Origin of the sequence: Pseudomonas sp. NPDC086566, assembly GCF_050280885.1 — a bacterium.
Taxonomy (GTDB): Bacteria; Pseudomonadota; Gammaproteobacteria; order Pseudomonadales; family Pseudomonadaceae; genus Aquipseudomonas; species Aquipseudomonas vlassakiae.
The window spans coordinates 99,442-124,659 of the sequence record NZ_JBNNWD010000003.1 but is presented as its reverse complement, the minus strand read 5'-3'; the positions used below and the strand labels follow the sequence as shown (position 1 = coordinate 124,659).

Below are 25,218 nucleotides of genomic sequence, written 5' to 3'. Positions count from 1 at the left end.
TGTGCGAAGGTCGCACGTATCCAGGCACGGCGCAGGTGGGTTTGCCCTCGCGCTTGTGTCATCATGCTCCGACCGCCGGTTAGTCTTTTTAAGCCTCTCTATGAACAGACCCTACGCACTGCTGCTTGCCTTCGCCCTGCTCCAGGGCTGCCAGAGCCTGGCCCCGCAAAAGGCCGAGCCTCCCGCCGCCGAGGCGGAGGCGAAGAAGCCCGTGGTGTATGGGTCGTTCACGCAGGACACTCTTTATAGCCTGTTGGTGGCCGAGCTGGCCGGCCAGCGCAACCGCTTCGACATCGCCCTGGCCAATTACACCGACCAGGCCGAGAAGACCCAGGACCCGGGCGTCTCCGAACGCGCCTACCGGATTGCCGAATATCTCGGTGCCGACGAGCCGGCCCTGGACAGCGCCCTGATCTGGGCCAAGAACGACCCGGAGAACCTCGACGCCCAGCGCGCCGCCGCCATTCAGCTGGCCCGCGCCGGCCGCTACGACGACTCCATGACGTACATGGAGAAGGTGCTGCAAGGCCAGGGTGATACCCACTTCGACTTCCTTGCCCTGTCCGCCGCCGAAACCGACCAGAGCACCCGTGACGGCCTGATGCAGAGCTTCGACCGCCTGCTGGTCAAATACCCCGACAACAGCCAGTTGGTGTTCGGCAAGGCGCTGCTGCTGAACCAGGACGGCAAGGCCCAGCAAGCCCTCGACCTGCTCGAAGCGCACCCGGCGCAGAATGGCGAAATCGCCCCGATCCTGTTGCGCGCCCGCCTGCTCCAGGCTCTGGACCGTGGGCCGGAAGCGCTGCCGTTGCTGCGCGGGGCAATCCGTGACAACCCGGATGACAAGCGCCTGCGCCTGACTTACGCGCGTACGCTGGTCGAACAGGACCGCATGGCCGACGCCAAGGCCGAATTCCTCAGCCTGGTCCAGCAGTACCCGGATGATGACGAATCGCGTTACTCCCTGGCCTTGGTATGCCTGGAGATGAAGGACTGGGACGAAGCCGAGGTCTACCTGCGCGAGCTGATCGAGCGCGACAGCAACGTCGATGCCGCCCGCCTCAACCTCGGCCGCATCGCCGAAGAGCGCCATGACCCGGCCGGCGCCCTGCGCGAATATGCCCTGGTCGGCAATGGCCCGGACTACCTGCCGGCGCAACTGCGCCAGGCCGACATCCTGATCGCCAACGGCCGCGGCACCGAGGCTTCGCGCCTGCTCGCCGAGGCCCGCGAGGCGCAGCCGGATTACGCCGTGCAGCTGTACCTGATCGAATCGGAAAGCTACAGCAACAACAACAAGGATGCCCAGGCCGACCAGGTGCTGCAGCAGGCCCTCAAGCGCTACCCGGACGACCTCAACCTCCTTTATACCCGCGCCATGCTCGCCGAAAAGCGCAATGACCTGCCGCTGATGGAAAAGGACCTGCGCGCCATCATCGCCCGCGAGCCGGATAACGCGATGGCCCTGAACGCCCTCGGCTACACCCTGGCCGACCGCACCACCCGCTACGACGAAGCGAAGGCACTGATCGACAAAGCCCACCAGCTGACCCCGGACGACCCGGCCGTGCTCGACAGCATGGGCTGGATCAACTACCGCCTGGGCCACCTCGAAGAGGCTGAAAACTACCTGCGCCAAGCCTTTGCCCGCTTCCCCGACCACGAAGTGGCCGCTCACCTGGGCGAAGTCCTGTGGGCCAACGGCAAGCGCCGCGAAGCCCGCCAGGTCTGGGCCAAGGGCTTCGAAGCCCAGGCCGACAGCCCCATCCTGCGCAAGACCCTCCTGCGCCTGACCGGATCCGAGACCCTTTAACGCCATGTTTCTGCGCCATTGCATCACCTTCACCCTGATCGCCCTCCTGGCCGGCTGTGCCGGCTTCGCCAGCCGCGAGGCCTTGCAGGGCCACGGCGACCCACAGCAGTGGCGCGCCCATAAAGAGCAGCTGAGCAGCCTCGACGGCTGGCAGATCAACGGCAAGGTCGGCATCCGCGCCCCGCGCGACTCCGGCAGCGGCACGCTGTTCTGGCTGCAACGCCAGGATTATTACGACATCCGCCTGGCCGGCCCGCTCGGCCGCGGCGCGGCTCGTCTGACTGGCCGCCCGGGTGGCGTGGTGCTGGAAGTGGCCAACCAGGGCCGCTATGAAGCCGCCAGCCCCGAAGCCCTGCTGGAAGAACAGCTCGGCTGGCAACTGCCTGTCTCGCACTTGGTCTGGTGGGTACGCGGCCTGCCCGCCCCCGACAGCAAGAGCAAGCTGACCCTGGATGGCGACAGCCGCCTGGCCAGCCTCGACCAGGATGGCTGGCAGGTTCAGTACCTGAGCTATACCGAGCAGAACGGCTACTGGTTGCCGGAACGCATGAAGCTGCATGGCAAAGACCTCGACGTGACCCTGGTGGTCAAGGACTGGCAACCGCGCCAGCTCGGGCACTGATTCATGCACACGCTCACCCTGCCCGCCCCGGCCAAGCTCAACCTGTGGCTGCACATCATCGGTCGCCGCCCCGACGGCTACCACGAGCTGGAAACCGTGTTCCAGTTTCTCGACCATGGCGACGAGCTGAGCTTCGCCGTGCGCGAAGATGGCGTGATCCGCCTGCACACTGAAATCGACGCAGTGCCCCACGACAGCAACCTGATCGTGCGCGCCGCGCGTAAATTGCAAGAACAGTCCGGCACCCGGCTGGGTGCCGATATCTGGCTGACCAAGGTACTGCCCATGGGCGGCGGCATCGGCGGCGGCAGCTCGGATGCGGCAACCACGCTGCTGGCGCTGGCCCATCTGTGGCAGCTGGACTGGGACGAAGACCGCCTGGCCACGCTGGGCTTGAGCCTGGGCGCCGACGTGCCGGTGTTCGTCCGTGGCCATGCCGCCTTTGCCCAGGGCGTGGGTGAGCAACTGACCCCGGTCGACCCGGAAGAGCCGTGGTATGTCGTCCTGGTGCCGCAAGTGTCTGTCAGCACAGTAGAAATTTTTTCACATCCACAGTTGACACGTGATTCCCTCCCCCTTAAGATGCGCCCCGTTCCCAAGGGAAACAGTCGAAATGACTGCCAACCGGTGGTAGAGCAGAATTATCCGGAAGTTCGCAACGCGCTGAATTCACTGGGTAAATTCACAGAGGCTCGACTAACCGGCACTGGAAGTTGCGTGTTTGGGGCCTTCCCAAGCAAAGCCGAAGCTGATAAAGTTCTGGCCCTTCTTTCAGCGACCCAAACAGGGTTTGTGGCGAAAGGAAGCAATATTTCGATGTTGCATCGCAAGCTGCAAAGTCTGGTCAAGAAGTCGAGCGCATAAGCGTTCGCAGCAACAGATACAGGGGCGTCGCCAAGCGGTAAGGCAGCAGGTTTTGATCCTGCCATGCGTTGGTTCGAATCCAGCCGCCCCTGCCATTTTCCTTATACTCATCCAGGTATACCCTCAGCCTTCAGGTACTGCGCGTGTCCAAGATGATGGTCTTTACGGGGAACGCTAACCCCGATCTGGCTCGGCGTGTCGTACGTCAGCTGCATATCCCTCTCGGTGACGTCTCTGTCGGTAAATTCTCCGACGGTGAGATCAGTACTGAGATCAATGAAAATGTCCGCGGTAAAGATGTCTTCATTATTCAGCCGACCTGCGCCCCGACCAACGATAACCTGATGGAACTGGTAGTGATGGCCGACGCCTTCCGCCGCTCCTCAGCATCCCGAATCACCGCCGTGATTCCCTACTTCGGATATGCCCGCCAGGACCGCCGTCCGCGTTCGGCACGTGTAGCCATCAGCGCCAAAGTCGTTGCTGACATGCTCACTGTCGTGGGTATCGACCGTGTTCTCACCGTCGACCTGCACGCTGACCAGATCCAAGGCTTCTTCGATATCCCGGTCGACAACATCTACGGCTCGCCCGTACTGGTCGACGACATCGAAGACCAGCGTTTCGAGAACCTGATGATCGTTTCCCCGGACATCGGTGGCGTTGTGCGCGCACGCGCCGTTGCCAAGTCCCTGGGCGTCGACCTCGGTATCATCGACAAACGCCGCGAAAAGGCTAACCACTCCGAGGTCATGCACATCATCGGCGACGTCGAAGGGCGCACCTGCATCCTGGTAGACGACATGGTCGACACCGCCGGCACCCTGTGCCACGCGGCCAAAGCCCTGAAAGAACACGGCGCTGCCAAGGTTTACGCCTACTGCACGCACCCTGTCCTGTCGGGCCGCGCGATCGAGAACATCGAGAAGTCGGTACTGGACGAGCTGGTGGTGACCAACACCGTTCCGCTGTCTGCCGCTGCTCAAGCCTGTGACCGTATCCGTCAGCTGGATATCGCACCGGTTGTCGCTGAAGCGGTCCGCCGCATCAGCAACGAAGAATCGATCAGCGCGATGTTCCGCTAAGCGGAACACGTGTTGATATGAAGCGCCCCGCCCCAGCATTTGTTGGGGCGGGGCTTTTTTGCCATCCCGTCTGGCGCTGGTCGCAAACGCCTTTCGGGAGGCTATTTTGGAGAAGCAAAATGACTGATTTCATCCTGAACGCCCAAGCGCGTACTGACCTGGGGAAAGGTGCGAGCCGCCGCCTGCGTCACTCCGCCAGCATCCCTGCCGTTGTATACGGTGGCGATAAAGAAGCTCAATCCCTGACCATCGTGGCCAAGGAAATCGCCAAGCTGTTCGAAAACGAAGCTGCCTTCAGCCACGTTATCGAACTGAACGTCGACGGCGCCAAGCAGAACGTCATCGTCAAGGCCATGCAGCGCCACCCAGCCAAAGGCTTCATCATGCACGCCGACTTCGTTCGCGTCGTTGCTGGCCAGAAGCTGACCGCTGTTGTTCCAGTGCACTTCATCAACGAAGAAGCACCGGTCAAGAAAGGCGGCGAGATCTCGCACGTTGAATCGCAGATCGAAGTTTCCTGCGAAGCCAAAGACCTGCCAGAGTTCATCGAAGTCGACCTGGCTAACGCCGAAATCGGCACCATCATCCACCTGTCGGACCTGAAAGCTCCGAAAGGCGTAGAGTTCGTCGCTCTGGCCCACGGTGATGACAAAGCTGTTGCCAACGTTCACGCTCCGCGCGTTTCCGCCGAAGCTGCTGAAGAAGGCGCTGCCGAGTAATCCACTCGCGCGCCGGTGTTGATCGGGTTACAGTGCGCCCCGCGCCCTGTAACCCACCAACTCCAAGGAAGAGCCCCTGACGTGAACGCCATCCAGTTGATCGTTGGCCTGGGTAACCCCGGCCCCGAATACGAACAGACCCGGCATAACGCAGGGGCTCTTTTCGTTGAACGCATTGCCAGCGCCCAGCGTGTATCGCTGACCGCTGACAAAAAGTATTTCGGCCTGACGGCTAAATTCAGCCATCAAGGCAACGACGTTCGTTTGTTGATCCCCACCACCTACATGAACCGCAGCGGCCAGGCCGTGGCGGCATTGGCCAATTTCTTCCGCATCAAGCCGGAAGCGATCCTGGTGGCACACGACGAACTCGACCTGCCTCCGGGCGTTGCCAAGCTCAAGCGCGGCGGCGGCCATGGGGGGCACAACGGCCTGCGCGACATCATCGCGCAGCTCGGCAACCAGAACGACTTCCACCGCCTGCGGCTTGGCATTGGCCACCCGGGCGACGCCAAACTGGTCTCCAACTTCGTCCTGGGCCGCGCGCCGCGCGCCGAGCAGGAGAAGCTCGACGCCAGCATCGATTTTGCCCTCGGCGTGCTGCCGGACGTGCTGGCTGGCGACTTCGCCAAGGCCATGCGCGAGCTGCACAGCCAGAAGGCCTGATTTCCTAGAGAGGGGAATACCCATGGGTTTCAATTGCGGCATCGTCGGCCTGCCCAACGTCGGCAAGTCCACCCTGTTCAACGCCCTGACCAAGTCTGGCATCGCGGCGGAGAACTTCCCTTTCTGCACCATCGAGCCGAACAGCGGCATCGTGCCGATGCCCGATGCGCGCCTGGCGGCGCTGGCGGAAATCGTCAAGCCTAACCGCATCCTGCCGACCACCATGGAGTTCGTCGACATCGCAGGCCTCGTGGCCGGTGCGTCGAAAGGTGAAGGCCTGGGCAACAAGTTCCTCGCCAACATCCGCGAGACCGACGCCATCGCCCACGTGGTGCGCTGCTTCGAAGACGAGAACGTGATCCACGTTTCCAACAGCGTCGACCCCAAGCGCGACATCGAGATCATTGACCTCGAACTGATCTTCGCCGACCTCGACAGCTGCGAGAAGCAACTGCAGAAGGTCGCCCGCAACGCCAAGGGTGGCGACAAGGACGCGCTGGCGCAAAAGGCGATCCTGGAGAAGCTGATCCCGCACTTCACCGAAGGCAAGCCAGCGCGCAGCCTGATGAAGAACATGGCTGACGACGAGAAGGCCATGATCCGTGGCTTCCACCTGCTGACCAGCAAGCCGGTGATGTACATCGCCAACGTCGCCGAAGACGGCTTCGAGAACAACCCGCACCTGGACGTGGTCAAGGCCATTGCCGAAGAAGAAGGCGCGGTCGTGGTGCCGGTGTGCAACAAGATCGAAGCGGAAATCGCCGAGCTTGAAGACGGTGAAGAGAAAGACATGTTCCTCGAGGCCCTGGGCCTGGAAGAGCCTGGCCTGAACCGCGTGATCCGCGCCGGTTACGAGCTGCTCAACCTGCAGACCTACTTCACTGCCGGCGTGCAGGAAGTGCGCGCCTGGACCGTACGCGTCGGCGCCACCGCCCCGCAGGCCGCTGGCGTGATCCACACCGACTTCGAAAAAGGCTTCATCCGCGCCGAAGTGGTGGCCTATGACGACTTCATCCAGTTCAAGGGTGAAAGCGGTGCCAAGGAAGCCGGTAAATGGCGCCTGGAAGGCAAGGACTACATCGTCAAGGACGGTGACGTGATGCACTTCCGCTTCAACGTCTAAGCGGCTTTCTGCAGTACCGACGGACCCCTTGAAGCTTAGGTTTCAAGGGGTTTTGCGTTTCAGGAGCTACTTTGTCCATGTTTGCGCTGCTCAAGCAAAAAATCGCGCTCGCGATCCAGCTCAGCCCTTAATTCTTCTTCGGTCGGAAGCACAAGCTTGTACTTACTCGCGAACAATTGCTCGCTACCATTGAGCACCGAATAGCGCACAATCGATGCGTCCTTTTGAGAGCAAAGGATGATCCCCACGGTCGGGTTATCGTCTGGGCTACGTTTAAGGTCATCGTACAAACGCACGTACATATCCATCTGACCGATATCCTGATGCGTCAACTCACCTCGTTTCAGGTCAAAAATGACAAAGCATTTGAGCAGGTAGTTGTAAAAAACCAGGTCCACATAAAAGTCTTTGCTCTCAGTACTGATCCGCTGCTGCCGCGCTACAAAGGCAAAGCCTTTCCCAAGCTCTAGCAGAAAGCCCTGCAATTGCTCTATCAGCGCCTGCTCAAGATCGCTTTCCAGCAGTGCACCTGCCTTCGGCAGTCCAAGAAACTCGAGCATGATGGGGTCACGAACGAATTCGCGTGGATCGTTGGAAAAAGCCTGCAGATTGCTTGAAGCTTCCTGCTCAACTGCCACACGGTCCTGACTAGCCAGGAGTCGCTCGTAATACAGTGTACCGATCTGCCGATCCAATGCGCGGCTGCTCCAGTTCTGGGTAGCCGCCTCGTTCATGTACCACTGCCGCGCGCTGTCACAATCTACTTTGAGCAGGGTACGGTAGTGGGTCCAGCTCAATTCGTGACGCAGTGCGTCACAAATTGGGAACGCCTTATAAAACAACCGCATGTATCGCAGGTTAGAGGCATCAAAACCCTTCCCGAATTCCTTCGCCAGCACCTTGGCCAAGGTAGGAAGCAGCTTCTTCCCATACTCGGCTCGCGCAGCGCCACCTTGTTCAAACTCGACGATATGCCGGCCGATTTCCCAGCAGGTCTGAACCTGTATGACGTCGACCGCCCGCAGAGCATTGCGCCGTGCGAGACGAATCAGTTCGGCGATGTGTCCGAGCAACGGTTGCAGCGAAGAGTCTGCATCAAAAGAAGGGGCCGGTGTCATGCATCCTCCGAGATCGGCTTCTGTACCTATACACGCGTTATCAATTTTGAACCTTAACTATCATGGCTGGCTTGAGCCAACCATGACCCTTCAAGAACCGCGAGAGCCGTTTACAAGCCCTCGCAGTGCCAAGCCTCAAGGCCAGGTGATGTCCCCTGCCTCCCGGGTCAGTACCAACTCAGCCAACGCCCTCCCCATCTGCACGTTGTGCACGCTGTTGACCAGCATGCCGATACCCGGCTCGCCGGCATTGCCGCAGATGTATTCGTCGAGGGTGTCTTCAATTCCGCGTAGTAACTGAATGACATAGAGCAATGCCTCGGGTGAGGGCATGTCTTTGTTGATGGTGTAGAACGGCTGGGAAAGCACTTTGGCGGGTGGATCAGGAACAAGTTTCTTCATGATTTCTCTCTCGTTTGTTTGCATTGGCTAACTTCCCATTCCCTCTCACAGGATTAGGCGGCAGCTGTACGCGGGGTGAGAGACCGGCCAAACAAGAGCGAAAACCGGCCAGGCACGGGGCCTGCCCGCGCACAGCTACCATGACGGCAATCTCTTGGTTGTAAGCGGGCTCTCACACCCGGTCGTCAAACCGCGACGACCCGGGGAAATTAGCCCTGATGCTCTACATCCACAACAGAGAAACGGCAGCGGCGTGCGTAGGATAATTCCCAATCTATCTTGAACTGAAGCATTTGGTTTCAAGTTCGGAATTGTCTTACTTCTGAGGGATTGCCGGGGCCGCACAGCGGCCCCAGATTTCTGCATCTAACCTGAGTTTCAGAAGGGCACCCAAGCGGTTCATGCGCCCTCCTCCAGGAGCCTCTACCATGCATGAAACCCCACCCTATCGCCGCTTCGACTGGCAACGCTGGCTACCCGGCCTTTCCACCCTGCTGCACTATCAGCCCGCCTGGCTGCCCAAGGACATCGCGGCCGGCCTGGTGCTCACCACCATGCTGGTGCCGGTCGGCATCGCCTATGCCGAAGCCTCCGGAGTACCCGGCATCTACGGCCTGTACGCCACCATCATCCCCCTGCTGGCTTACGCCCTGTTCGGCCCCAGCCGCATTCTGGTGCTTGGCCCGGACTCGGCACTGGCCGCGCCGATCCTGGCAGTGGTCGTGCAGTACGCCGCCAGCGACCCGCAGCGCGCCATCGCCATCGCCAGCATGATGGCTTTGGTGGCCGGCGCCTTCTGCGTGATCGCCGGGCTGCTGCGCCTGGGCTTCATCACCGAGCTGCTGTCCAAGCCGATCCGCTATGGCTACATGAACGGTATCGCCCTCACCGTGCTGATCAGCCAGTTGCCCAAGCTGTTCGGCATCAAAGTCGACAGCCAGGGGCCGCTGCGTGACGTCTGGAATCTGATCCAGGCGCTCCTGGCTGGCCATGGGCACTGGCCAAGCTTCATCGTCGGGGCCGGCAGCTTGGTGCTGATCCTGCTGCTCAAGCCCTTCAAGCGCATCCCGGGCATCCTGATCGCCGTGGTGCTGGCAACCCTGGCGGTGAGCCTGTTCAGCCTTGATCAGATGGGCGTCAAGGTGCTCGGCCAGTTACCCCAGGGCCTGCCCAGCTTCGTGTTCCCGTGGGTGAGCGACATTGACTTGGTCGAAGTGGTGCTGGGCGGGATTGCCGTGGCCCTGGTGTCGTTCGCCGACACCAGCGTGCTGTCGCGCTCCTATGCCGCACGGCTGAAGACCCCGGTCAACCCGAACCAGGAAATGTTCGGCCTGGGCGTGGCCAACCTGGCCTCCGGGCTGTTCCAGGGCATCCCGATCAGCAGCAGCTCTTCGCGCACACCAGTGGCCGAGGCGGCCGGCTCGAAAACCCAACTGACCGGCATCATCGGCGCGCTGGCGGTGACCTTGCTGCTGCTGGTTGCCCCCAACCTGATGCAGCACCTGCCCAACAGCGCCTTGGCTGCGGTGGTGATCGCGGCAGCCTTGGGGCTGTTCGAGTTCGCCGACCTCAAGCGCATCTTCCACATGCAGCAATGGGAGTTCTGGCTGTCGTTCACCTGCTTCGTCGGCGTCGCGGTGTTCGGCGCCATCCCAGGTATCTGCATCGCCGTGGCAATATCGGTGATCGAATTCCTGTGGGACGGCTGGCGGCCGCATTACGCGGTGCTCGGGCGGGTCGATGGCACTCGCGGCTACCATGACGTGACGCGTTATCCACAGGCGCGGCGAATACCGGGGCTGGTACTGCTGCGCTGGGATGCGCCGCTGTTCTTCGCCAATGCCGAGCAGTTCCAGGGCACAGTGCTGGCGGCGGTGGATGAATCACCGACCCCGGTGCAGCGGCTGGTGATTGCGGCGGAGCCGGTGACCAGTATCGATATCACCTCGGCGGACATGCTCGCCGAGCTGGATCGGGCGCTGGAGGCTCGGGGAGTGGAACTGCAGTTTGCCGAGATGAAAGACCCGGTGAAGGACAAGATGAAGCGCTTCGAGTTGTTCGAGCATATGGGCGAGAAGGCGTTTCACCCGACGGTCGGGGCGGCGGTGGATGCCTATCTGGCCGATACCGGGATTGACTGGAAGCCTTGAGTTGCCGGGGCCCGCGAAGAGGCCAGTACAGGAAGATCAGGCAGCCCGAACCCGACGCCGGTCGATCCAGATCAGCATGGCGCTGGCATACAACGACACCGCCACGAACAGCGCCATGCGCACGGCAAAGGCCTTGTACACATCCTGCCCGCCGGCACTGTCCTGCACCGACTGCCCGAGCAGGATCAGCATCGTGGTCAGGCAACTCACCCAATACGCCGGGCTCTGCTGCGTATCCACAGCGCGGTAGAGCCTGCGCGCCTGCCAGAGCACAAACAGCAGCACCCACAGGGAGAACATCCACAGGTGCACGAACAGGCTCAACGCCCCCCACACCAGCATCGCCAGCACACCCGCGAGCAAGGTCGAACCAATCAACTCGCGGCTGGCATGCCGCGCCCGCGTCTCCCCTGCCTGCTGCCCCAGGCTCACCGCCTTCATGATCAGCGGCATGAACTGGTCCGGGGCGATCAGCGTCAGCAGGAATGCCGGCATCACGATGAGCGTGGCACGCAGGGCCACCCAGCTGACATCCGCGCTGTCGAGCAAGGGCGGCGAAGGCTGCACCGGCGCACCGGCCGGCTCGGGAAACAGCACATGGGCCAACGCGCTCCCCAGCACCGCCACCAGCATGCCCTTGGACAAGGCCTCGACCACCGACAGCGCCAGGGTGAAATCGCTGGTGCCGGCCGCCGCGATCATGGTCAGGCCGATCACCAGCAGGTTGGCCAACAGGCCATTGCCGCCCTTGAGCGCATAGCGCAAGACCAGGAACACGCCCACGCCGACCAGCAGCACTCCGCTCACCGGGGCATGGCGCAGCAGCGGAATCAGCAAAAGGCCGCTGCCGCAACTGAGCAATACCAGGATCGCCAGTGCCGGCGCCGCCTTGATCGGCAGCGGCTCGCTGCGCATGGCCAGCAACAGCACCGCGAACACCGGCGCCAGGATCGGCACCGGCAGGCCCAGGCCGAAACTGCCCGCCAGGCACAGCGCCACGCCCCAGGCCAGGCGCAGGGCGCGCAAGCGACGCAGCTCAATAGGCATACGACAACCAGCTCATCAGCCACATGAACATGCGGCCCAACAGGTTCAAAGGGTTGCCTTCACTGGGCAGCACCATGACTTCGGCCTGGCCGCCCACACGCAATCCGGACTTGTCTGCCAGTTGATCCCGGTCGAGTTCGACGATCACCGGGAAGCGCTGTGCCGAACGCAGCCAGTCGCGGCTGTTCTGCACGGTTGGCAAGGTCCCCGGGGGCGCAGGCTGGCCGACGCTCACGCCATAGCCGATGCTGCGGATCTGCCCCTTCAGCACCGTGCCGGGCAAGGCATCGAGCACCACCAGCACCGGCGCGCCGGGGCGCAGGCGGCCGAGGTTGTTCTCGGTCATGTCGGCACTTATCCACACGTCGTGGATGGCGATCAAGGTCATCATCGGGCTGCCGGCGCCCACATAATGGCCCACATCGGTGCGCAGGTCAGTGATCAATCCGTTGGCGTCGGCGCGCACCACGGTGCGGGCCAGGTCCAGGCGAGCCTTTTCCACGTTGGCCGCGGCGCTGCGCAGTTGGGCGTTATCGGCGTCGGCCCCGCCCTGCTGCTCACGGGCCCGTTCGACCTCGGCGCGGGCGGCCGCCACCTGGCTGATGGCCTGGTCACGAGTGGCCTGCGCCCCTTCCAGACGGCGCACTGATACCGTGCCCGGGTCTTCGTCGATCAAACGCTTGAGCCGATCGGCATCCTGGCGCGCCTTGCGTTCGTTGGCCTGGGCCGCCACGAGCGCGGCCTGGGCGGAGTCGATGCCGGCGGTACTGGCCCCGATCTGCCGGCGCACGGTGTCCAGGTCGGCTTCGGCGCGAGCCAGGGCGATGCGGTACTGCTCCTGGTCGAGCTCGAACAGTACATCGCCCTGGCGCACTTCCTGGTTGTTGCCCACCGCCACGCGCTTGATCTGCCCGGCCACTTCAGCGGCCACCGGTACCACGTAGGCCTGCAGCCGGGCTTGTTGGGTGTAGGGCGTGAACCGGTCGGCCAGCAGGTACCAGACCAGGCTGACGACGATCAGTATCAGCACCCAGCGCATGCCGCGATCGGGGGCTGGCGGCTTCTGCGCAGCATCACTCATTTCGGCTCACCTTGTGCGGGGTCGGCGGGCGCCGGCTCGTCGAGCAGGTCGCCCCAATCGGTACGGTTTTGCATCTTCTGGCGGGTGGTGGGGTCGATCGGTTTGCGATTGTTGTCCCAGCCGCCGCCCAGCGCCTTGTACAAGCTCACCAGGCTGCTCACCGCATTGCCACGGCTGACCAGGTAGCCGTCCTGCTGCTGCAACAGCAGCTGCTGGGCGTCAAGCACGCGCTGAAAGTCGGCAAAGCCTTCCTGGTACTGCGAACTGGCCAGGGTCAGCGAACGCTGGGCAGCCAGCGAGGCATCCCGGCGAATCGTGGCGCTCTGCAGCGAACGCACCAGCCCGCTGGCGGCATCGTCGGCCTCGTGCGCGGCTTCGCGCACGCTCTGGTGATAAAGCTCGATCAATTGCTGCAGGCGGGCGTCCTCGACCCGCATGGCGTTCTTGCGCCGGCCGTAGTCGAACGGGTTCCAGATCAGGCTCGGTCCCGCCGCCAGGTCGAAGGTGTTGGGCAGGTGGTTGGCCGACAGGAAGGTCCAGCCAATGCTGCCCAGCAGGCTCAGCTGTGGATAAAGGTCTGCCTCGGCCACGCCCACCAACGCCGATTGCGCCGCCACCGCCTGTTCGGCGGCGCGGATGTCCGGGCGCCGTTGCAGCAGGCTGGCCGGCACGTCCTGCAGCACCGCGCGGTCTGGCAGCGGCAACTGCCCGTGTCGCGCCTCAAGCTCGGGCAGCGGCCCCGGTGGCCTGCCGAGCAGTGAGCAGAGCACGTTGCGCAAGGCATTGAGCTGGTTCTCGAACTCGGGAATGGTGGCCAGGGTCGCCAGGTACTGGGTTCGCGCCTGCTGCCAGTCGAGTTCGTCGTTCTCGCCATGACGGAACAACCGCTCGGTAATCTGCAGGCTGCGCTCCTGGCGCTTTGCGTTGTCTTGGGCGATATCCAGCCGAGCCTCGGCGGTGCGCAGGGCGAAGTAGGTGTCGGCCAGCTGCGCGCGTAGCAGCACCATGGCGTCGGCGTAATTGGCCTGGGAGGCGAAGTAGACCGCATCGGCGCTCTCGATGGCGCGGCTGAAACGGCCCCAGAAGTCGATCTCCCAGCCAATGTCGAAACCAGCGCTGGACTGCCAGAACACCGAGTCGCGCGCGGTGGACGTACCGGACTGCTCCTGCTTCAGGTACAGGCTCTGCGCACGCAGCTGCTGCAGCTGTGGATAACGCCCGGTCTGTACGATGGCCAGCTGCGCACGCGCCTCGGCAATGCGCAGGCCGGCCACCCGCAGGTTGGTGTTGTTGGCGTCGGCTTCGGCGACCAGGCCTTCGAGCGTCGGGTCGGCGAATACCAGCCACCACTGGCGCAGGTCAGGTGCTGGCGCAGAGCGCGCGGCCTGCGCCAGCAGAGGCGTGTTCCAGCTATCCAGCCATGAGTCCTTGGGCGTTTCGAAGTCAGGCCCGACCTGGGTACAGCCGACCAGCAGCATGAGCAACCCCAGGCCGTAGCAGCGGTTGGGCATGGCTCAGTCCGCAGGCGGGGTCGGTTGCTCGGGCACCTGCAACGCCACCCATTGCCAGAACAGTACATAGGTCACGCCGAGGATCACCGGGCCGATGAACAGGCCGATGATGCCCTTGACCACCATGCCGCCCAGCGCACCGATCAGCACCACCGGCATCGGCACGTCCACCCCGCGCCCGAGCAGCAACGGTTTGAGCACGTTATCGGCAAGCCCGGCGACGAAGGTGTAGATGGCGAAGATGAGGGTCGCCACGGTGAAGCCCTCGGCATTGAACACGTAGAGGATCACCGGCACGGTGACCAAAGTCGCCGGTGCCTGGGCAATCCCCAGCATGAGGATGACGATGGCCAGCATGCCGGCGCCAGGCACCCCTTTGACGACGAAACCAACGCCAATCAGCAGCATCTGGATGAAAGCAATACCGATCACACCCTGGGCCACCGCGCGGATGGTGGCGGTGCACAGCCTGGCCAGCGGCTTGCCGCGGTCCTCGCCGGACACGCGCATGGCGATACGCTGCGCGGCAATCTCGCCACGCTCACCAAAGGCCATGATGATGCCTGAGACGATGATCGCCGCCACGAACATCAGGAACGCACCACCGGCACTGGCCGCCGCGCCCAGCACCGTGCGCCCGGCGTCCTTGAGCTGTGGCATCCACTGGTTGAGCACGTTGGCCATGTTCTCCGAAGCCGACAACCACAGCGCATGGACTTTCGGCCCGATCAGCGGCCACGTTGCCACCGACTCAGGCGGTGCCGGCACACTCCAGCTGCCGCTCTTGAGAAGCGTCACCAGGCTGTCCACCGATTCGCCGATGGACATTACCACGAGATAGATCGGCACGATCAGGACCACCAACACCAGCAGCACCACCAAGGTTGCCGCAAAGCCTCGCTTGAGGCCGGTACCCCGGTGAATACGGTAATGCAGCGGATACAAGGTGACCGCGAGAATCACTGACCACAGCATCAGCTCCAGGAACGGCTGGAAAACCTGGAAGGAGAACATCACCAGGGCGGCCACCAGGCCCGCCTTGATCAGCACGTCGAGCAGGCCCCGCGACAGGGCGCTGTCCAGCTTCAGACTCGGCTGCATGTTTCAGCTCCGAACAGTAGGTGCGCCCGCGAGGCGCGATTCAGTGGCCCGTCTCGCCGACCGGGCTGTCCCCATCAGGCAACCGCCGCACCAGGGCCATCATCACCAGTGGTACCACCGCCATCGACAGCGTGATGGCAAGCACCAGCAAGTCGTGAACCTGTTGCGTCAGTACTTGATGCTCCAGCGCCAGCTTGAACACCACGAAGGCAAACTCACCGCCAGACGCCAGCACGATCGCCAGGCACAACGCCTCGGCGCGGCTGAGGCCGCCTGCCGTTTGCCCGAGGGCGAGCAGCACAGGCAACTTGATCACCACCAGCAGTAACGTCAGCCCCAGGACGATCAGCGGCATGGCGAACAGCAGGCGCAAGTCGGCACTCATGCCGACGCCGACGAAGAACAGCCCCAGCAGCAGGCCCTTGAGCGGCTCGATCTGGGTTTCCAGTTCGTGGCGAAAGGGCGACTCGGCCATGATCACGCCGGCCAGAAAAGCCCCCAGGGCCATGGAGACCCCTACGTGCTCCATCAGCCAGGCCGTGCCCAGCACCACCAGCAATGCAGTGGCGGTAGAGAGTTCGGGCAAGCCCGAACCAACCGTCCATCTGAAGACCGGGGTCAACAGATAGCGGCCGAAGACAATCAGCACGCCAATGCCTGCCGCCAAGGCCAGCAGCGGCCAGGAACCTTCGTCGGCAGTGCTGACATCACCACCAAGCAAAGGCACCACGGCAATCAGCGGAATGGCGGCAATGTCCTGGAACAGCAGGATAGCGACGGCCAGGCGACCGTGCGGCTTGCCCAGGTCCTTGCGCTCGGCCAGCACCTGCAGGCCAAACGCCGTCGATGACAGCGCCAGGCCCAGACCGAGCACGATCGCGGCCTCTTTCGATTGCGCAAACAGGAAGTACGCCAACAGGCCAAGGGCCACTGCCGTCAGCCCGACTTGCAATGAGCCGACACCGAACAACGCCTTGCGCATGGTCCACAGACGGCGTGGCGACAGCTCCAGACCAATCACGAACAGCAGCATCACCACGCCCATCTCCGACAGGCGGGCGACGTTGTCGGGGTTGCCAAGCAGGCCCAGCACCGACGGCCCGATCAATATGCCAGCCAGCAGATAGCCGGGCACCGCCCCCATCTTCAAACGCTGCGCCAGTGGTACCAGAAGCACCACGGCCAGAAGAAACACTACCGTTGCCTGCAGCAGGCTGCCGTCATGTGGCATGGTTGCGCACCCTTCTAACTCCGGCGGGACGGATCAGAAACGTTCTTCCACCACTTTGAAGGGATAGGGCACGGCCTTGTATTTGCCGATCTTGCCGCGCTTGGGCAGCTTCACCACCTGGTCGCGGGTGATGTCCTTGTAGGGGATGCGCGAGAGCATATGGCTGATGATGTTCAGCCGGGCGCGCCGCTTGTCGTTGGAGTGCGCCATGAACCACGGCGCCCAGGATGAATCGGAAGCCGCGAACATGTCGTCGCGGGCGCGGGTGTAGTCGTCCCAGCGGGTGTACGACTTGAGGTCCATGGGCGACAGCTTCCACAATTTGCGCCCGTCATTGATACGGTCCTGCAGGCGCCGGGTCTGCTCCTCGGCGCTGACTTCGAGCCAGTACTTGATGAGGATGATCCCCGATTCGACCATCATCTTCTCGAACAGCGGCACCACCGTGAGGAACTTGGTGCTCTGCTCTTCGCTGCAGAAGCCCATCACCCGTTCGACGCCGGCGCGGTTGTACCAGCTGCGGTCGAAAATCACCACCTCGCCGGCGGCCGGCAGGTGGCGCAGGTAGCGTTGCACGTACATCTGGGTCTTTTCCCGCTCGGTCGGCGCCGGCAACGCCACCACGCGGAACACCCGCGGGCTGACCCGTTCGGTAATGGCCTTGATGGTGCCGCCTTTGCCGGCACCATCACGGCCCTCGAACACGATGCATACCTTCAAGCCCTTGGCCACCACCCATTCCTGCAGTTTCACGAGCTCCACGTGAAGCTTCTTGAGCGCTTGCTCATACGCTTTGCCGCCCAGTTTTTCTGGCTGCTCGTTCGAATCCTTCTTCCTGGACGGTTTGGCCATGGCGCTCTCCCGAGGGCGAATGAAGAGTCAGTATGGTCGATTCATGAGTTTTTGCCGTTTCGCTTGTTAGGCAACATGCCGCGCCCAAGCAGCCCTTATTTCGCCAACTTGTTGTAGCTGGTCATCAGGTTGCGATAGTCCGGGATGTGGTTGGAGAACAACGTGCCCAGGCCTTCGATATCGTTGCGCCAGTCACGGTGCAGCTCGCAGGCAACGCCGAACCAGGTCATCAGCTGGGCACCGGCGGCCTCCATGCGCCGCCAGGCCGAATCACGGGTCAGCTCGTTGAAGGTACCGGAGGCATCGGTGACCACGAATACCTCGAAGCCCTCCTCCAGCGCCGACAATGCCGGGAAAGCTACGCAGACCTCGGTGACCACCCCAGCGATCAGCAGCTGCTTCTTGCCCGTGGCTTTCACGGCCTTGACGAAGTCTTCGTTGTCCCAGGCGTTGATGTTGCCGGGGCGAGCGATGTAAGGGGCGTCGGGGAATTGCTCTTTGAGTTCGGGCACCAGCGGGCCGTTGGGGCCGGTTTCGAAGCTGGTGGTGAGAATGGTCGGCAGCTTGAAGTACTTGGCCAGGTCAGAAAGCGCCAGCACGTTGTTCTTGAAGCGGTCGGGGTCGATGTCGCGCACCAGTGAAAGCAGGCCGGCCTGGTGATCGACCAGCAGGACGGCGGCGTTGTTCTTGTCCAGACGCTTGTATTGGAAGGCCATGACGCAACTCCTTGCAACGTAGGTTGGGAATTTCAGCGTAGGCAAGGATGGGGGGCGGGAGGGACCGTCAGTCGGTTCGCTGGGGGGCTACTTGATCGGTTACTTGATCGGTAGACATCACTTCACAAATTCCTAAACTAATTATTTCTCCGCCGCGATTTTTCCCCTCGCCCGCCCCCACCAGAATCGCTTCACCACAATCACAATAACCGTGAGGCCACTCCCGTGGACCAGACACTCCAGGTACGGCAGGCTGCCGCCGACCTCGTCGCCGCCTTCGCCAGCAACGACACCGCCCGCTACTTCGCGTGTTTCAGCGAAGACGCCACCTTCCTCTTCCACACCTTGCCGCAACCGCTGCTGTCACGCCGTGCCTATGAAGCCCTCTGGGCCCAGTGGCAGGCCGAGGGTTTTGCCGTGCTCGGCTGTGCGTCGAGCAACGTGCAGGTGAGCCTGCAGGGCGACGTGGCGATCTTCATGCATGACGTGGCCACGCACATCCGCATTGCCGGTGAGGAGCACCAGTTGGCCGAGCGCGAGACCATCGTTTTCCGCCTTCACGGCGAGCAATGGCTGGCGTGCCACGAACACCTGTCGGTCGTCACCGCCGCCTGATCCACACTTACGCGGCCTTGCCGCACTGCCATCGCACCCACAAGAGGGCCCGTGCACCGCGCTGGGCCTACAACAACCGCGCTGGAGCATCACCATGAGCCACTCGACGAGTATCGAGACCAATGGCGTCGAGCAGATCCCCGACGATCAACGCGACGCCTCCCCGCTGGACCTGTTCCGCCTGATCTTCGGCGGTGCCAATACCTTCGCGACTGCCGTACTGGGCAGCTTCCCGGTGCTGTTCGGGCTATCGTTCCAGGCCGGCGTCTGGGCGATCCTGCTCGGCGTCGGCGTGGGCGCGCTGATCCTCGCGCCGATGGGCCTGTTCGGTGCCCTCAACGGTACCAACAACGCGGTGTCGTCGGGCGCGCACTTTGGCGTGCACGGGCGTATCGTCGGCTCGTTCCTGTCCCTGCTCACTGCCGTGGCGTTCTTTTCGCTGTCGGTGTGGAGCTCGGGTGATGCCTTGGTTGGGGGCGCCAAGCGCCTGGCCGGGCTGCCGGAGACTGACCTGACCCTGGGCCTGGCCTATGGCCTGTTCGCGGTGCTGGTGCTGGTGGTGTGCATCTTCGGTTTCCGCTTCATGCTGTGGGTCAACAAGATTGCCGTGTGGGCTTCGAGCCTGCTGTTCCTGCTCGGCATCTTCGCCTTCGCCGGGCCGTTCGATGCGGGCTTCGCCGGTAGCGTCAACCTCAGCCAGCCGGGCTTTTGGGCGGCATTCGTCGGCGCGGCGATCCTGGCCATGAGCAACCCGGTGTCGTTCGGTGCCTTCCTCGGGGACTGGTCGCGCTACATCCCGCGGCAGACGCCAAAGTCACGCATTATGCTGGCCGTGATCGCCGCCCAGGTGGCAACGCTGATCCCCTTCCTGTTCGGCCTGTGCACTGCCACCCTGGTGGCCACCCAGGCGCCTGATTACATCGCCGCCAACAATTACGTCGGCGGCCTGCTGGCCGTGGCGCCGAGCTGGTTCTTCCTGCCGGTGTGCCTGATTGCGGTGATCGGCGGCATGTCCACCGGCACCACCGCGCTGTATGGCACCGGCCTGGACATGTCCAGCGTGTTCCCGCGCCTGCTCAGCCGCGCCGGCGCCACCCTGTTGATCGGTGTACTGGCCATCGGTTTCATCTTCATCGGCCGCTTCACGTTCAACCTGGTGCAGAGCGTGTCGACCTTTGCCGTGCTGATCATCACCTGCACCAGCCCATGGATGGTGATCATGATCCTCGGCCTGATCACCCGCCGAGGCTTCTACCACGCAGACGACCTGCAGGTGTTTACCCGCGGCCAGCGTGGCGGCCACTACTGGTTCCTGCATGGCTGGAACTGGCGCGGCATGGGCGCGTGGATCCCCAGCGCGGTGGTCGGCCTGTGCTTCGTCAACCTGCCAGGGCAGTTCGTCGGCCCGCTCGGCGACCTGGCCGGTGGCATCGACCTGAGCCTGCCGGTAACCCTGGGCCTGGCCGGCGTGCTGTACCTGCTGCTGCTCAACCTGTTCCCTGAACCTGCTGGCGTGTATGGCCCCAACGGCCCGCGCTGGGTGCGCTGCAAAAGCGCCCCGCACACGCCGGTGACCACCGCCGAAATGGCCTGACTGGATACCGACCATGACCACTTCCCACTACATTGCCGGCCGCTGGGTCGAAGGCCAGGGCAACGACTGCATCAGCGTCAGCGAGCCTGCGCTGGGCTTGCCCTTCGCCGAGCTGATGGCCGCCAGCGTGGCCCAGGTCGACCAGGCCGTGGCCGCCGCCCGTGACGCCCTGCCTGCCTGGAAAAAGGTCAGCGCCAGCACGCGCGCGGCCTTCCTGCGCGGCTTTGCCGAACAGCTCGGCCAGCGCCGCGAAGCACTGATCACCTTGCAGATGCGCAACAACGGCAAGCCGCGGCACGAGGCCGAGATCGACCTGGATGATGCGGTCGCCACCTTCGCCTACTACGCCGAGCTGGCCGAACAACTGCCGTCGAAGAACCGTGACGTGCCATTGGCGGCAGCGGGCTTCACCGCCCGCACCCGCCTGGAGCCGGTGGGCGTGGTCGGCCTGATCGTACCGTGGAACTTTCCGCTGGTGACCAGCGCCTGGAAGCTCGCCCCGGCCCTGGCGGCCGGCTGCACCGTGGTGCTCAAGCCGTCGGAAGTCACCCCGCTGATCGAGCAGACCTACGGCCAGATCGCTGACGCCCTGGGCCTGCCGGCCGGAGTGCTGAACATCGTCAACGGCAAGGCCGAGACCGGCGCCGCCCTGAGCAGCCACAACGGCCTCGACAAGCTGTCGTTCACCGGCAGCAACAGTGTCGGCAGCCAGGTGATGCGCAGCGCTTCGGCACAGTGCCGTCCGGTCACCCTGGAGCTTGGTGGCAAGTCGGCAATCGTGGTGTTCGACGATTGCGACCCGGACCAGGCGGTGGAATGGATTGTTGCCGGTATCACCTGGAACGCCGGGCAGATGTGCTCGGCCACCTCGCGCCTGCTGGTGCAGGACGGCATTGCCGACACACTGCTGCCGCGCCTGCAGGCAGCACTGCAAAAGCTGCGGGTCGGCAACCCGCTGACCGAGGAGGTGGACATGGGGCCGCTGACCAGCCAGGCACAGTGGCTGAAGGTTGCCAGCTACTTCGCGACGGCGCGCGAAGAAGGCCTGCAGTGCCTGGCCGGCGGGCAGGCACTGGACCGTGAGGGCTGGTTCGTGAGCCCGACGCTGTATACCGATGTGCCGAAGGACAGCCGCCTGTGGAGCGAGGAGATCTTTGGCCCGGTGCTGTGCGCGCGTCGCTTCGCCACTGAAGAGCAAGCGATTGCCGAGGCCAACGACAGCCGCTTCGGGCTGGTCGCGACGGTCTGCTCCACCGACCTGGAACGCGCCGAGCGCGTGGCCGATGCGCTGGATGTCGGGCATGTGTGGATCAACTCGGTGCAGGCGGTGTTCGTCGAGACGTCGTGGGGCGGCACCAAGGGCAGCGGGATTGGGCGGGAACTGGGGCCTTGGGGGTTGTCGGGGTACCAGTCGGTGAAGCATGTGACTCGGTGTTTGGGGTGATGGCCGCAAGGTGCCTGGCACAAGAGTTTCAGCGCCAGTGAGATCGAGCGCCGCCCGCGCGGCGCATCGCGGATAAATCCGCTCCTACATTTGTTGCAACGTGGCCATGCCTGTAAGGCCATGGTTGTCAGCCGGTTTGCAAGACTCAAGACATGCACCAAGGCAGGTGACCATGGCGTAACAGGTTCGGCACGTTGCAACAAATGTAGGAGCGGATTTATCCGCGATGCGCCGCGCGGGCGGCGCTCGATCTCATAGGCGCTGAACTTCTCATGCCGAACACATGGTGGCCCTCCCCCAATCCCCAGCCATGCATCCCCAAGCATCTCCCCGTAAGAAAATTCCCAACCTGAAACCAAATGCTTCAAGAGCAACCTACTTGGGAATTATCCTACGCACTGCGCTGCCGTTTCTCTGTTGTTGGTGATCAGCATCAGGGCTAATTTCCCTGTGTCGCCAAATTCGGCGACCGGGTGTGAGAGCCCGTGTTGATCTAGCTGCGACCTCAGCGGTAGCTGTGCGCGGGCAGGACTCGTCCTGGCCGGTTTCCTAGATCACCGGTCTCTCACCCCGCGTACAGCTGCCACCCAAACCTGTGAGAGGGAATGGGCATCAGCTCCTGACTGATCTAGGAGTAAACAATGAAAAAAGTAGTCCCCGATCCACCCACCAAAACCTCTCCCCGCGCGTTCTACACCATCAACAACGACATGCCCTCGCCCGAGGCCCTGTTGTACGTTTCCCAATTGCTGCGCGGCATCGAAGACACACTGGACGAATACATCTGCGGCAATGCCGGCGAGCCTGGCATCGGGATGTTGGTCAACACCGTGCACAACGTGCAGATGGCCAGGGCGCTGAATGAATTGGTCCTGTGCCGGGATGCAGCAGAAATCACATGGCATTGAAAAGTGGGGAGGATGAAACGGGGCTGCTTTGCAGCCCTTCGCGGGCTCGCCCGCTCCCACAGAGGGCCCTGCTGACTCGAAGAGTCATGTGCAGTTCTGTGAGAGCGGCGATCCAACTTGCCCCTCGAAGGCCCTTACACCGACTCGTCGGCCGGGCGCGAGCCTTCCTGCAGCAGCACCATGCTCTGCGGCGAAGACAGCGCAATACCTTCATCGCGCAACCGGCCAAGAATGGTGAACAGCAAGTCGCTACGGGTGCCCGACACCTGCCGCGGCCCTGCCACATAACCACTCACGCCAATGACCATGCCCGCAGAGGTCAGGTCCTTGAAGGTCACCGAGCAGGCCGGCGCATCGAGGATTGCCTCATGCTCGCGATAGGCTGCCAGCAGCAGATCACGTACAAGGTTGGCATCGGTCTCCAGCGGCAAGGTCAGGGTGATGCCCACTACGCCCAGGGCATTGCCCATGGTCACGTTGCGCACGTTCTGCGAGATGAACTGCGAGTTGGGCACGATCACCGTGGAACGGTCGGACATCTGGATCTCGGTGGCGCGCACGTTGATCCGGCGGATATCTCCTTCGACCCCGGCCAGGCTCACCCAGTCGCCCACCTTGACCGGGCGTTCGGTGAGCAGGATCAGGCCGGAGATGAAGTTCTGCACGATCTGCTGCAAGCCGAAGCCGATACCGACCGACAGCGCACTGACCACCCAGGTCAGGCTGGTCAGGTTGATGTGCAGGGTCGACATCACCAGCATGGCCAGGAATATGAAGCCGAGGTAACCGACCAAGGTCACCAGCGAGGCGCGCATGCCGGCGTCCATGTCGGTTTCCGGCAGCAGTCGCTCGCTCAGCCAGCGCTTCACTACGCGGATGGCGAACAGGCCGCCGAAGAAGATCAGCACCGCCAGCAGGATGTCCTGCGGCACGATGTTGAGGTTGCCGAGCAACTTGCCACCGGTGCCGTCCCAGTCACCCAGGCTCAGCAACAGCTCGCCGGGGCTGGTGCCCGACGGCATCAGCGCCAGCAAGATGGCCAGGAACAGCAGCACCGTGCGGCTGATACCGACCAGGATGGTGCTGGCCTGGGCCTGGTGCCGTGGCGCCAGGCCCAAGGTCGAGGCGAGTGCCAGACCGCCCGGTTGGCGAGGCGACAGCAGGGCTTCGCAGAGGTCACTGAGGAACGTGGTGAGCAGGTAGGCACACACCGCCACCACGCTGATCCACAGCAGCTTGGCCGTGAGGAAATAGGCCAGGGTCAGGTAGCCAGCGAGCAGTGCCAGCACGATCAGCCCGACCCACACCACGGTCACGAACGGGATCAGCCCGGCCCAGCCCGTCGGGCGGTCCAGGTTGTGCTTTCTCAGGGTGCGGCGGTAGCGCAGCAGCGCCACCGTGAAGATCACTGCCACCACCAGTGCGGTCAGGCCATTGGTGGCCACGGTCAGCGCCAGGCTGGTGCCGATCACGCTGTTGATGCGCTCCATGGTCAGCATGACCATCAGCGCCAGCGCCAGCAGCTTGGGGAACCAGCCCAGCGCGTTGGCCACTTCGTCGTGGATCGGCGGCAGGCGCCAGGACGGGCGCTGCAGCATCAGCATGGCGCGGCCCAGGCCGGTGATGAAGGCGCTGAACACCACCAGGGTGAGGAAGTGATTGGTCAGGCTGGCGATGTCGGAGCCAAGCTCCGAGCTGCTTTCCAGGCCCCAGCGCAGCAGCGAAACGGAACCGGAGATGGTGCCCAGAGTGGCCAGGCTCACGCTCAGGGCCAGGGCGCTGCGTCGCAAGCGGCCTTCTGGCAGGCGGTGCACCATGATGCTGGCCAGCATACGCTCCAATAGCCCGCGCACCACAGTCCATACCAGGATCGCCGCCACCAGGCTGGTGATGAAGAACCAGCGATGTTCAGCATTCAAGGCACTGCCGACCGCATCGGTGGCCTCCTCGCGAAGATCGCGCAAGCGCGCTACGTCGTCCGAGGTGGGGCGGATCAGGCTCTGCCAGAACGCCGGGCTAAGCGGCGTCGTGGCTCGGCTGAGAATTTGCGAGTTGAACTGGCTACGGCGCAGGTTGACGATCTGCGTGGACAGGTCGCGGGCCGATTGAGTCAACTTGGCCGCCTGTTCCTGCTCGGCAACCAACGCCTTCTTCTCGTCAGCCAGCTGCTGACGCTGGCGGGTCAGCACTTCGGCTTCTTCCGGCTGCACCGGGCCGAGCACCTTGAGTTTGTCGTCGAGCTTTTCCACATCTGCGGTGCGCAAGGCACTCAATGCTTCGGCCTGGCGCTGCACCTGCACCGCGGACAGGCGCAACTGCGACAGCAGGTCGTCATTGGCATTGCTGGTAACGCCCTGGCGGATCTGGTCGAGCCGATCGCTCAGTTGCTCGTAGCTGGCATTTTCGTCCAGCACCGGTACTTCCGCCGCTGCCAGGCTGGAAACCGGCGTGGCCGGTGCCGACCATGCTGGGGTGGTCAGCGACAGCAGCAGGGCCATGACACCCAGGTAGAATCGGGCAAGGCTGACACGCCTCATCGAATGTTCCTCTTTACAC

General features: G+C 63.2%; 22 protein-coding genes and 1 tRNA gene. 13 read left to right on the top strand and 10 right to left on the bottom strand.

All coding sequences use genetic code 11. The annotated features are described in order from the left end of the window. Positions 1 to 100 precede the first annotated feature (100 nt). The 8 genes from ACQKPS_RS07820 (at position 101) to ychF (ending at position 6,892) form a co-directional block, all read left to right on the top strand. Positions 101 to 1,813 (top strand): tetratricopeptide repeat protein, encoded by a 1,713-nt coding sequence (locus ACQKPS_RS07820; RefSeq protein WP_427603467.1) that lies wholly within the window; start codon positions 101 to 103, stop codon positions 1,811 to 1,813. Positions 1,814 to 1,817: 4 nt separating this feature from the next. Next, positions 1,818 to 2,435, top strand: a complete 618-nt coding sequence (lolB, locus tag ACQKPS_RS07815) for a lipoprotein insertase outer membrane protein LolB (protein ID WP_254483176.1) — start codon at positions 1,818 to 1,820, stop codon at positions 2,433 to 2,435. Positions 2,436 to 2,438: 3 nt separating this feature from the next. After that, complete coding sequence (gene ispE / locus ACQKPS_RS07810) at positions 2,439 to 3,299, top strand: 4-(cytidine 5'-diphospho)-2-C-methyl-D-erythritol kinase (protein ID WP_254483175.1); 861 nt, start codon at positions 2,439 to 2,441, stop codon at positions 3,297 to 3,299. A 20-nt stretch (positions 3,300 to 3,319) separates the two neighbouring features. After that, a tRNA-Gln gene (locus tag ACQKPS_RS07805) sits at positions 3,320 to 3,394 on the top strand. A gap of 48 nt (positions 3,395 to 3,442) precedes the next feature. Then, the gene (locus ACQKPS_RS07800; protein ID WP_003247410.1) at positions 3,443 to 4,384 is read left to right on the top strand and encodes a ribose-phosphate pyrophosphokinase; all 942 of its coding nucleotides are present in this window, start codon (positions 3,443 to 3,445) and stop codon (positions 4,382 to 4,384) included. A 119-nt stretch (positions 4,385 to 4,503) separates the two neighbouring features. Then, positions 4,504 to 5,103 carry a 50S ribosomal protein L25/general stress protein Ctc gene (locus tag ACQKPS_RS07795; protein ID WP_099815031.1) on the top strand — a complete coding sequence of 200 codons (600 nt, stop codon included), beginning with the start codon at positions 4,504 to 4,506 and terminating at the stop codon, positions 5,101 to 5,103. Between the two features lie 81 nt (positions 5,104 to 5,184). Then, complete coding sequence (gene pth / locus ACQKPS_RS07790; protein ID WP_254483174.1) at positions 5,185 to 5,769, top strand: aminoacyl-tRNA hydrolase; 585 nt, start codon at positions 5,185 to 5,187, stop codon at positions 5,767 to 5,769. A gap of 22 nt (positions 5,770 to 5,791) precedes the next feature. Continuing rightward, the gene (gene ychF / locus ACQKPS_RS07785; protein ID WP_254483172.1) at positions 5,792 to 6,892 is read left to right on the top strand and encodes a redox-regulated ATPase YchF; all 1,101 of its coding nucleotides are present in this window, start codon (positions 5,792 to 5,794) and stop codon (positions 6,890 to 6,892) included. A gap of 59 nt (positions 6,893 to 6,951) precedes the next feature. Here ychF and ACQKPS_RS07780 read toward each other — a convergent pair whose 3' ends face one another. Then, positions 6,952 to 8,010, bottom strand: a complete 1,059-nt coding sequence (locus ACQKPS_RS07780; protein WP_254483170.1) for a PDDEXK nuclease domain-containing protein — start codon at positions 8,008 to 8,010, stop codon at positions 6,952 to 6,954. Positions 8,011 to 8,145: 135 nt separating this feature from the next. After that, positions 8,146 to 8,412 (bottom strand): hypothetical protein, encoded by a 267-nt coding sequence (locus ACQKPS_RS07775; protein ID WP_254483168.1) that lies wholly within the window; start codon positions 8,410 to 8,412, stop codon positions 8,146 to 8,148. 428 nt (positions 8,413 to 8,840) lie between these two features. On the opposite strand from ACQKPS_RS07775, the gene ACQKPS_RS07770 reads away from it, so the two are divergent. Beyond that, a complete protein-coding gene (locus tag ACQKPS_RS07770; RefSeq protein WP_254483167.1) occupies positions 8,841 to 10,562 on the top strand; it encodes a SulP family inorganic anion transporter in 1,722 nt (573 codons plus the stop codon). A 36-nt stretch (positions 10,563 to 10,598) separates the two neighbouring features. On the opposite strand, the gene ACQKPS_RS07765 is transcribed toward ACQKPS_RS07770, so the two are convergent. From ACQKPS_RS07765 to ycaC, 7 genes are all read right to left on the bottom strand, one after another. Beyond that, positions 10,599 to 11,609, bottom strand: a complete 1,011-nt coding sequence (locus ACQKPS_RS07765) for a DUF2955 domain-containing protein (protein ID WP_427603462.1) — start codon at positions 11,607 to 11,609, stop codon at positions 10,599 to 10,601. Continuing rightward, entirely contained in the window at positions 11,599 to 12,690 is a 1,092-nt protein-coding gene (locus ACQKPS_RS07760) for an HlyD family secretion protein (protein WP_254483163.1), read from the bottom strand. The genes ACQKPS_RS07765 and ACQKPS_RS07760 overlap by 11 nt, the downstream gene beginning before the upstream one ends. Next, positions 12,687 to 14,201: a TolC family protein gene (locus ACQKPS_RS07755; protein ID WP_254483160.1), complete on the bottom strand. Its 1,515-nt coding sequence runs from the start codon at positions 14,199 to 14,201 to the stop codon at positions 12,687 to 12,689. The genes ACQKPS_RS07760 and ACQKPS_RS07755 overlap by 4 nt, the downstream gene beginning before the upstream one ends. A gap of 3 nt (positions 14,202 to 14,204) precedes the next feature. Beyond that, complete coding sequence (locus ACQKPS_RS07750; protein WP_254483157.1) at positions 14,205 to 15,302, bottom strand: AI-2E family transporter; 1,098 nt, start codon at positions 15,300 to 15,302, stop codon at positions 14,205 to 14,207. Positions 15,303 to 15,342: 40 nt separating this feature from the next. Further along, complete coding sequence (locus ACQKPS_RS07745; protein ID WP_427603459.1) at positions 15,343 to 16,533, bottom strand: monovalent cation:proton antiporter-2 (CPA2) family protein; 1,191 nt, start codon at positions 16,531 to 16,533, stop codon at positions 15,343 to 15,345. A gap of 33 nt (positions 16,534 to 16,566) precedes the next feature. Beyond that, positions 16,567 to 17,385: a polyphosphate kinase 2 gene (gene ppk2, locus ACQKPS_RS07740; protein WP_254483153.1), complete on the bottom strand. Its 819-nt coding sequence runs from the start codon at positions 17,383 to 17,385 to the stop codon at positions 16,567 to 16,569. Positions 17,386 to 17,480: 95 nt separating this feature from the next. Next, on the bottom strand, positions 17,481 to 18,101 hold the full coding sequence (ycaC, locus tag ACQKPS_RS07735; RefSeq protein ID WP_254483151.1) for an isochorismate family cysteine hydrolase YcaC: 621 nt from the start codon (positions 18,099 to 18,101) through the stop codon (positions 17,481 to 17,483). 225 nt (positions 18,102 to 18,326) lie between these two features. On the opposite strand from ycaC, the gene ACQKPS_RS07730 reads away from it, so the two are divergent. From ACQKPS_RS07730 to ACQKPS_RS07715, 4 genes are all read left to right on the top strand, one after another. Continuing rightward, positions 18,327 to 18,716: a YybH family protein gene (locus ACQKPS_RS07730; protein WP_254483150.1), complete on the top strand. Its 390-nt coding sequence runs from the start codon at positions 18,327 to 18,329 to the stop codon at positions 18,714 to 18,716. Between the two features lie 94 nt (positions 18,717 to 18,810). Beyond that, on the top strand, positions 18,811 to 20,310 hold the full coding sequence (locus ACQKPS_RS07725; protein WP_254483148.1) for a purine-cytosine permease family protein: 1,500 nt from the start codon (positions 18,811 to 18,813) through the stop codon (positions 20,308 to 20,310). Positions 20,311 to 20,323: 13 nt separating this feature from the next. After that, the gene (locus tag ACQKPS_RS07720; protein ID WP_427603456.1) at positions 20,324 to 21,754 is read left to right on the top strand and encodes an aldehyde dehydrogenase family protein; all 1,431 of its coding nucleotides are present in this window, start codon (positions 20,324 to 20,326) and stop codon (positions 21,752 to 21,754) included. Between the two features lie 641 nt (positions 21,755 to 22,395). Next, complete coding sequence (locus ACQKPS_RS07715; RefSeq protein WP_254483145.1) at positions 22,396 to 22,662, top strand: hypothetical protein; 267 nt, start codon at positions 22,396 to 22,398, stop codon at positions 22,660 to 22,662. A 134-nt stretch (positions 22,663 to 22,796) separates the two neighbouring features. Here the strand turns inward: ACQKPS_RS07715 and ACQKPS_RS07710 are convergent, their stop codons facing one another. Continuing rightward, the gene (locus tag ACQKPS_RS07710) at positions 22,797 to 25,199 is read right to left on the bottom strand and encodes a DUF3772 domain-containing protein (RefSeq protein WP_427603454.1); all 2,403 of its coding nucleotides are present in this window, start codon (positions 25,197 to 25,199) and stop codon (positions 22,797 to 22,799) included. Positions 25,200 to 25,218 lie beyond the last annotated feature (19 nt).

Bases quoted from the DNA above. Each gene is read 5' to 3' on its own strand.
- ACQKPS_RS07820 (WP_427603467.1), top strand. From the start codon at position 101: ATGAACAGACCCTACGCACTGCTGCTTGCCTTCGCCCTGCTCCAGGGC.
- lolB (WP_254483176.1), top strand. From the start codon at position 1,818: ATGTTTCTGCGCCATTGCATCACCTTCACCCTGATCGCCCTCCTGGCC.
- ispE (WP_254483175.1), top strand. From the start codon at position 2,439: ATGCACACGCTCACCCTGCCCGCCCCGGCCAAGCTCAACCTGTGGCTG.
- ACQKPS_RS07795 (WP_099815031.1), top strand. From the start codon at position 4,504: ATGACTGATTTCATCCTGAACGCCCAAGCGCGTACTGACCTGGGGAAA.
- ychF (WP_254483172.1), top strand. From the start codon at position 5,792: ATGGGTTTCAATTGCGGCATCGTCGGCCTGCCCAACGTCGGCAAGTCC.
- ACQKPS_RS07780 (WP_254483170.1), bottom strand. From the start codon at position 8,010: ATGACACCGGCCCCTTCTTTTGATGCAGACTCTTCGCTGCAACCGTTG.
- ACQKPS_RS07775 (WP_254483168.1), bottom strand. From the start codon at position 8,412: ATGAAGAAACTTGTTCCTGATCCACCCGCCAAAGTGCTTTCCCAGCCG.
- ACQKPS_RS07770 (WP_254483167.1), top strand. From the start codon at position 8,841: ATGCATGAAACCCCACCCTATCGCCGCTTCGACTGGCAACGCTGGCTA.
- ACQKPS_RS07765 (WP_427603462.1), bottom strand. From the start codon at position 11,609: ATGCCTATTGAGCTGCGTCGCTTGCGCGCCCTGCGCCTGGCCTGGGGC.
- ACQKPS_RS07760 (WP_254483163.1), bottom strand. From the start codon at position 12,690: ATGAGTGATGCTGCGCAGAAGCCGCCAGCCCCCGATCGCGGCATGCGC.
- ACQKPS_RS07755 (WP_254483160.1), bottom strand. From the start codon at position 14,201: ATGCCCAACCGCTGCTACGGCCTGGGGTTGCTCATGCTGCTGGTCGGC.
- ACQKPS_RS07750 (WP_254483157.1), bottom strand. From the start codon at position 15,302: ATGCAGCCGAGTCTGAAGCTGGACAGCGCCCTGTCGCGGGGCCTGCTC.
- ACQKPS_RS07745 (WP_427603459.1), bottom strand. From the start codon at position 16,533: ATGCCACATGACGGCAGCCTGCTGCAGGCAACGGTAGTGTTTCTTCTG.
- ppk2 (WP_254483153.1), bottom strand. From the start codon at position 17,385: ATGGCCAAACCGTCCAGGAAGAAGGATTCGAACGAGCAGCCAGAAAAA.
- ycaC (WP_254483151.1), bottom strand. From the start codon at position 18,101: ATGGCCTTCCAATACAAGCGTCTGGACAAGAACAACGCCGCCGTCCTG.
- ACQKPS_RS07725 (WP_254483148.1), top strand. From the start codon at position 18,811: ATGAGCCACTCGACGAGTATCGAGACCAATGGCGTCGAGCAGATCCCC.
- ACQKPS_RS07720 (WP_427603456.1), top strand. From the start codon at position 20,324: ATGACCACTTCCCACTACATTGCCGGCCGCTGGGTCGAAGGCCAGGGC.
- ACQKPS_RS07715 (WP_254483145.1), top strand. From the start codon at position 22,396: ATGAAAAAAGTAGTCCCCGATCCACCCACCAAAACCTCTCCCCGCGCG.
- ACQKPS_RS07710 (WP_427603454.1), bottom strand. From the start codon at position 25,199: ATGAGGCGTGTCAGCCTTGCCCGATTCTACCTGGGTGTCATGGCCCTG.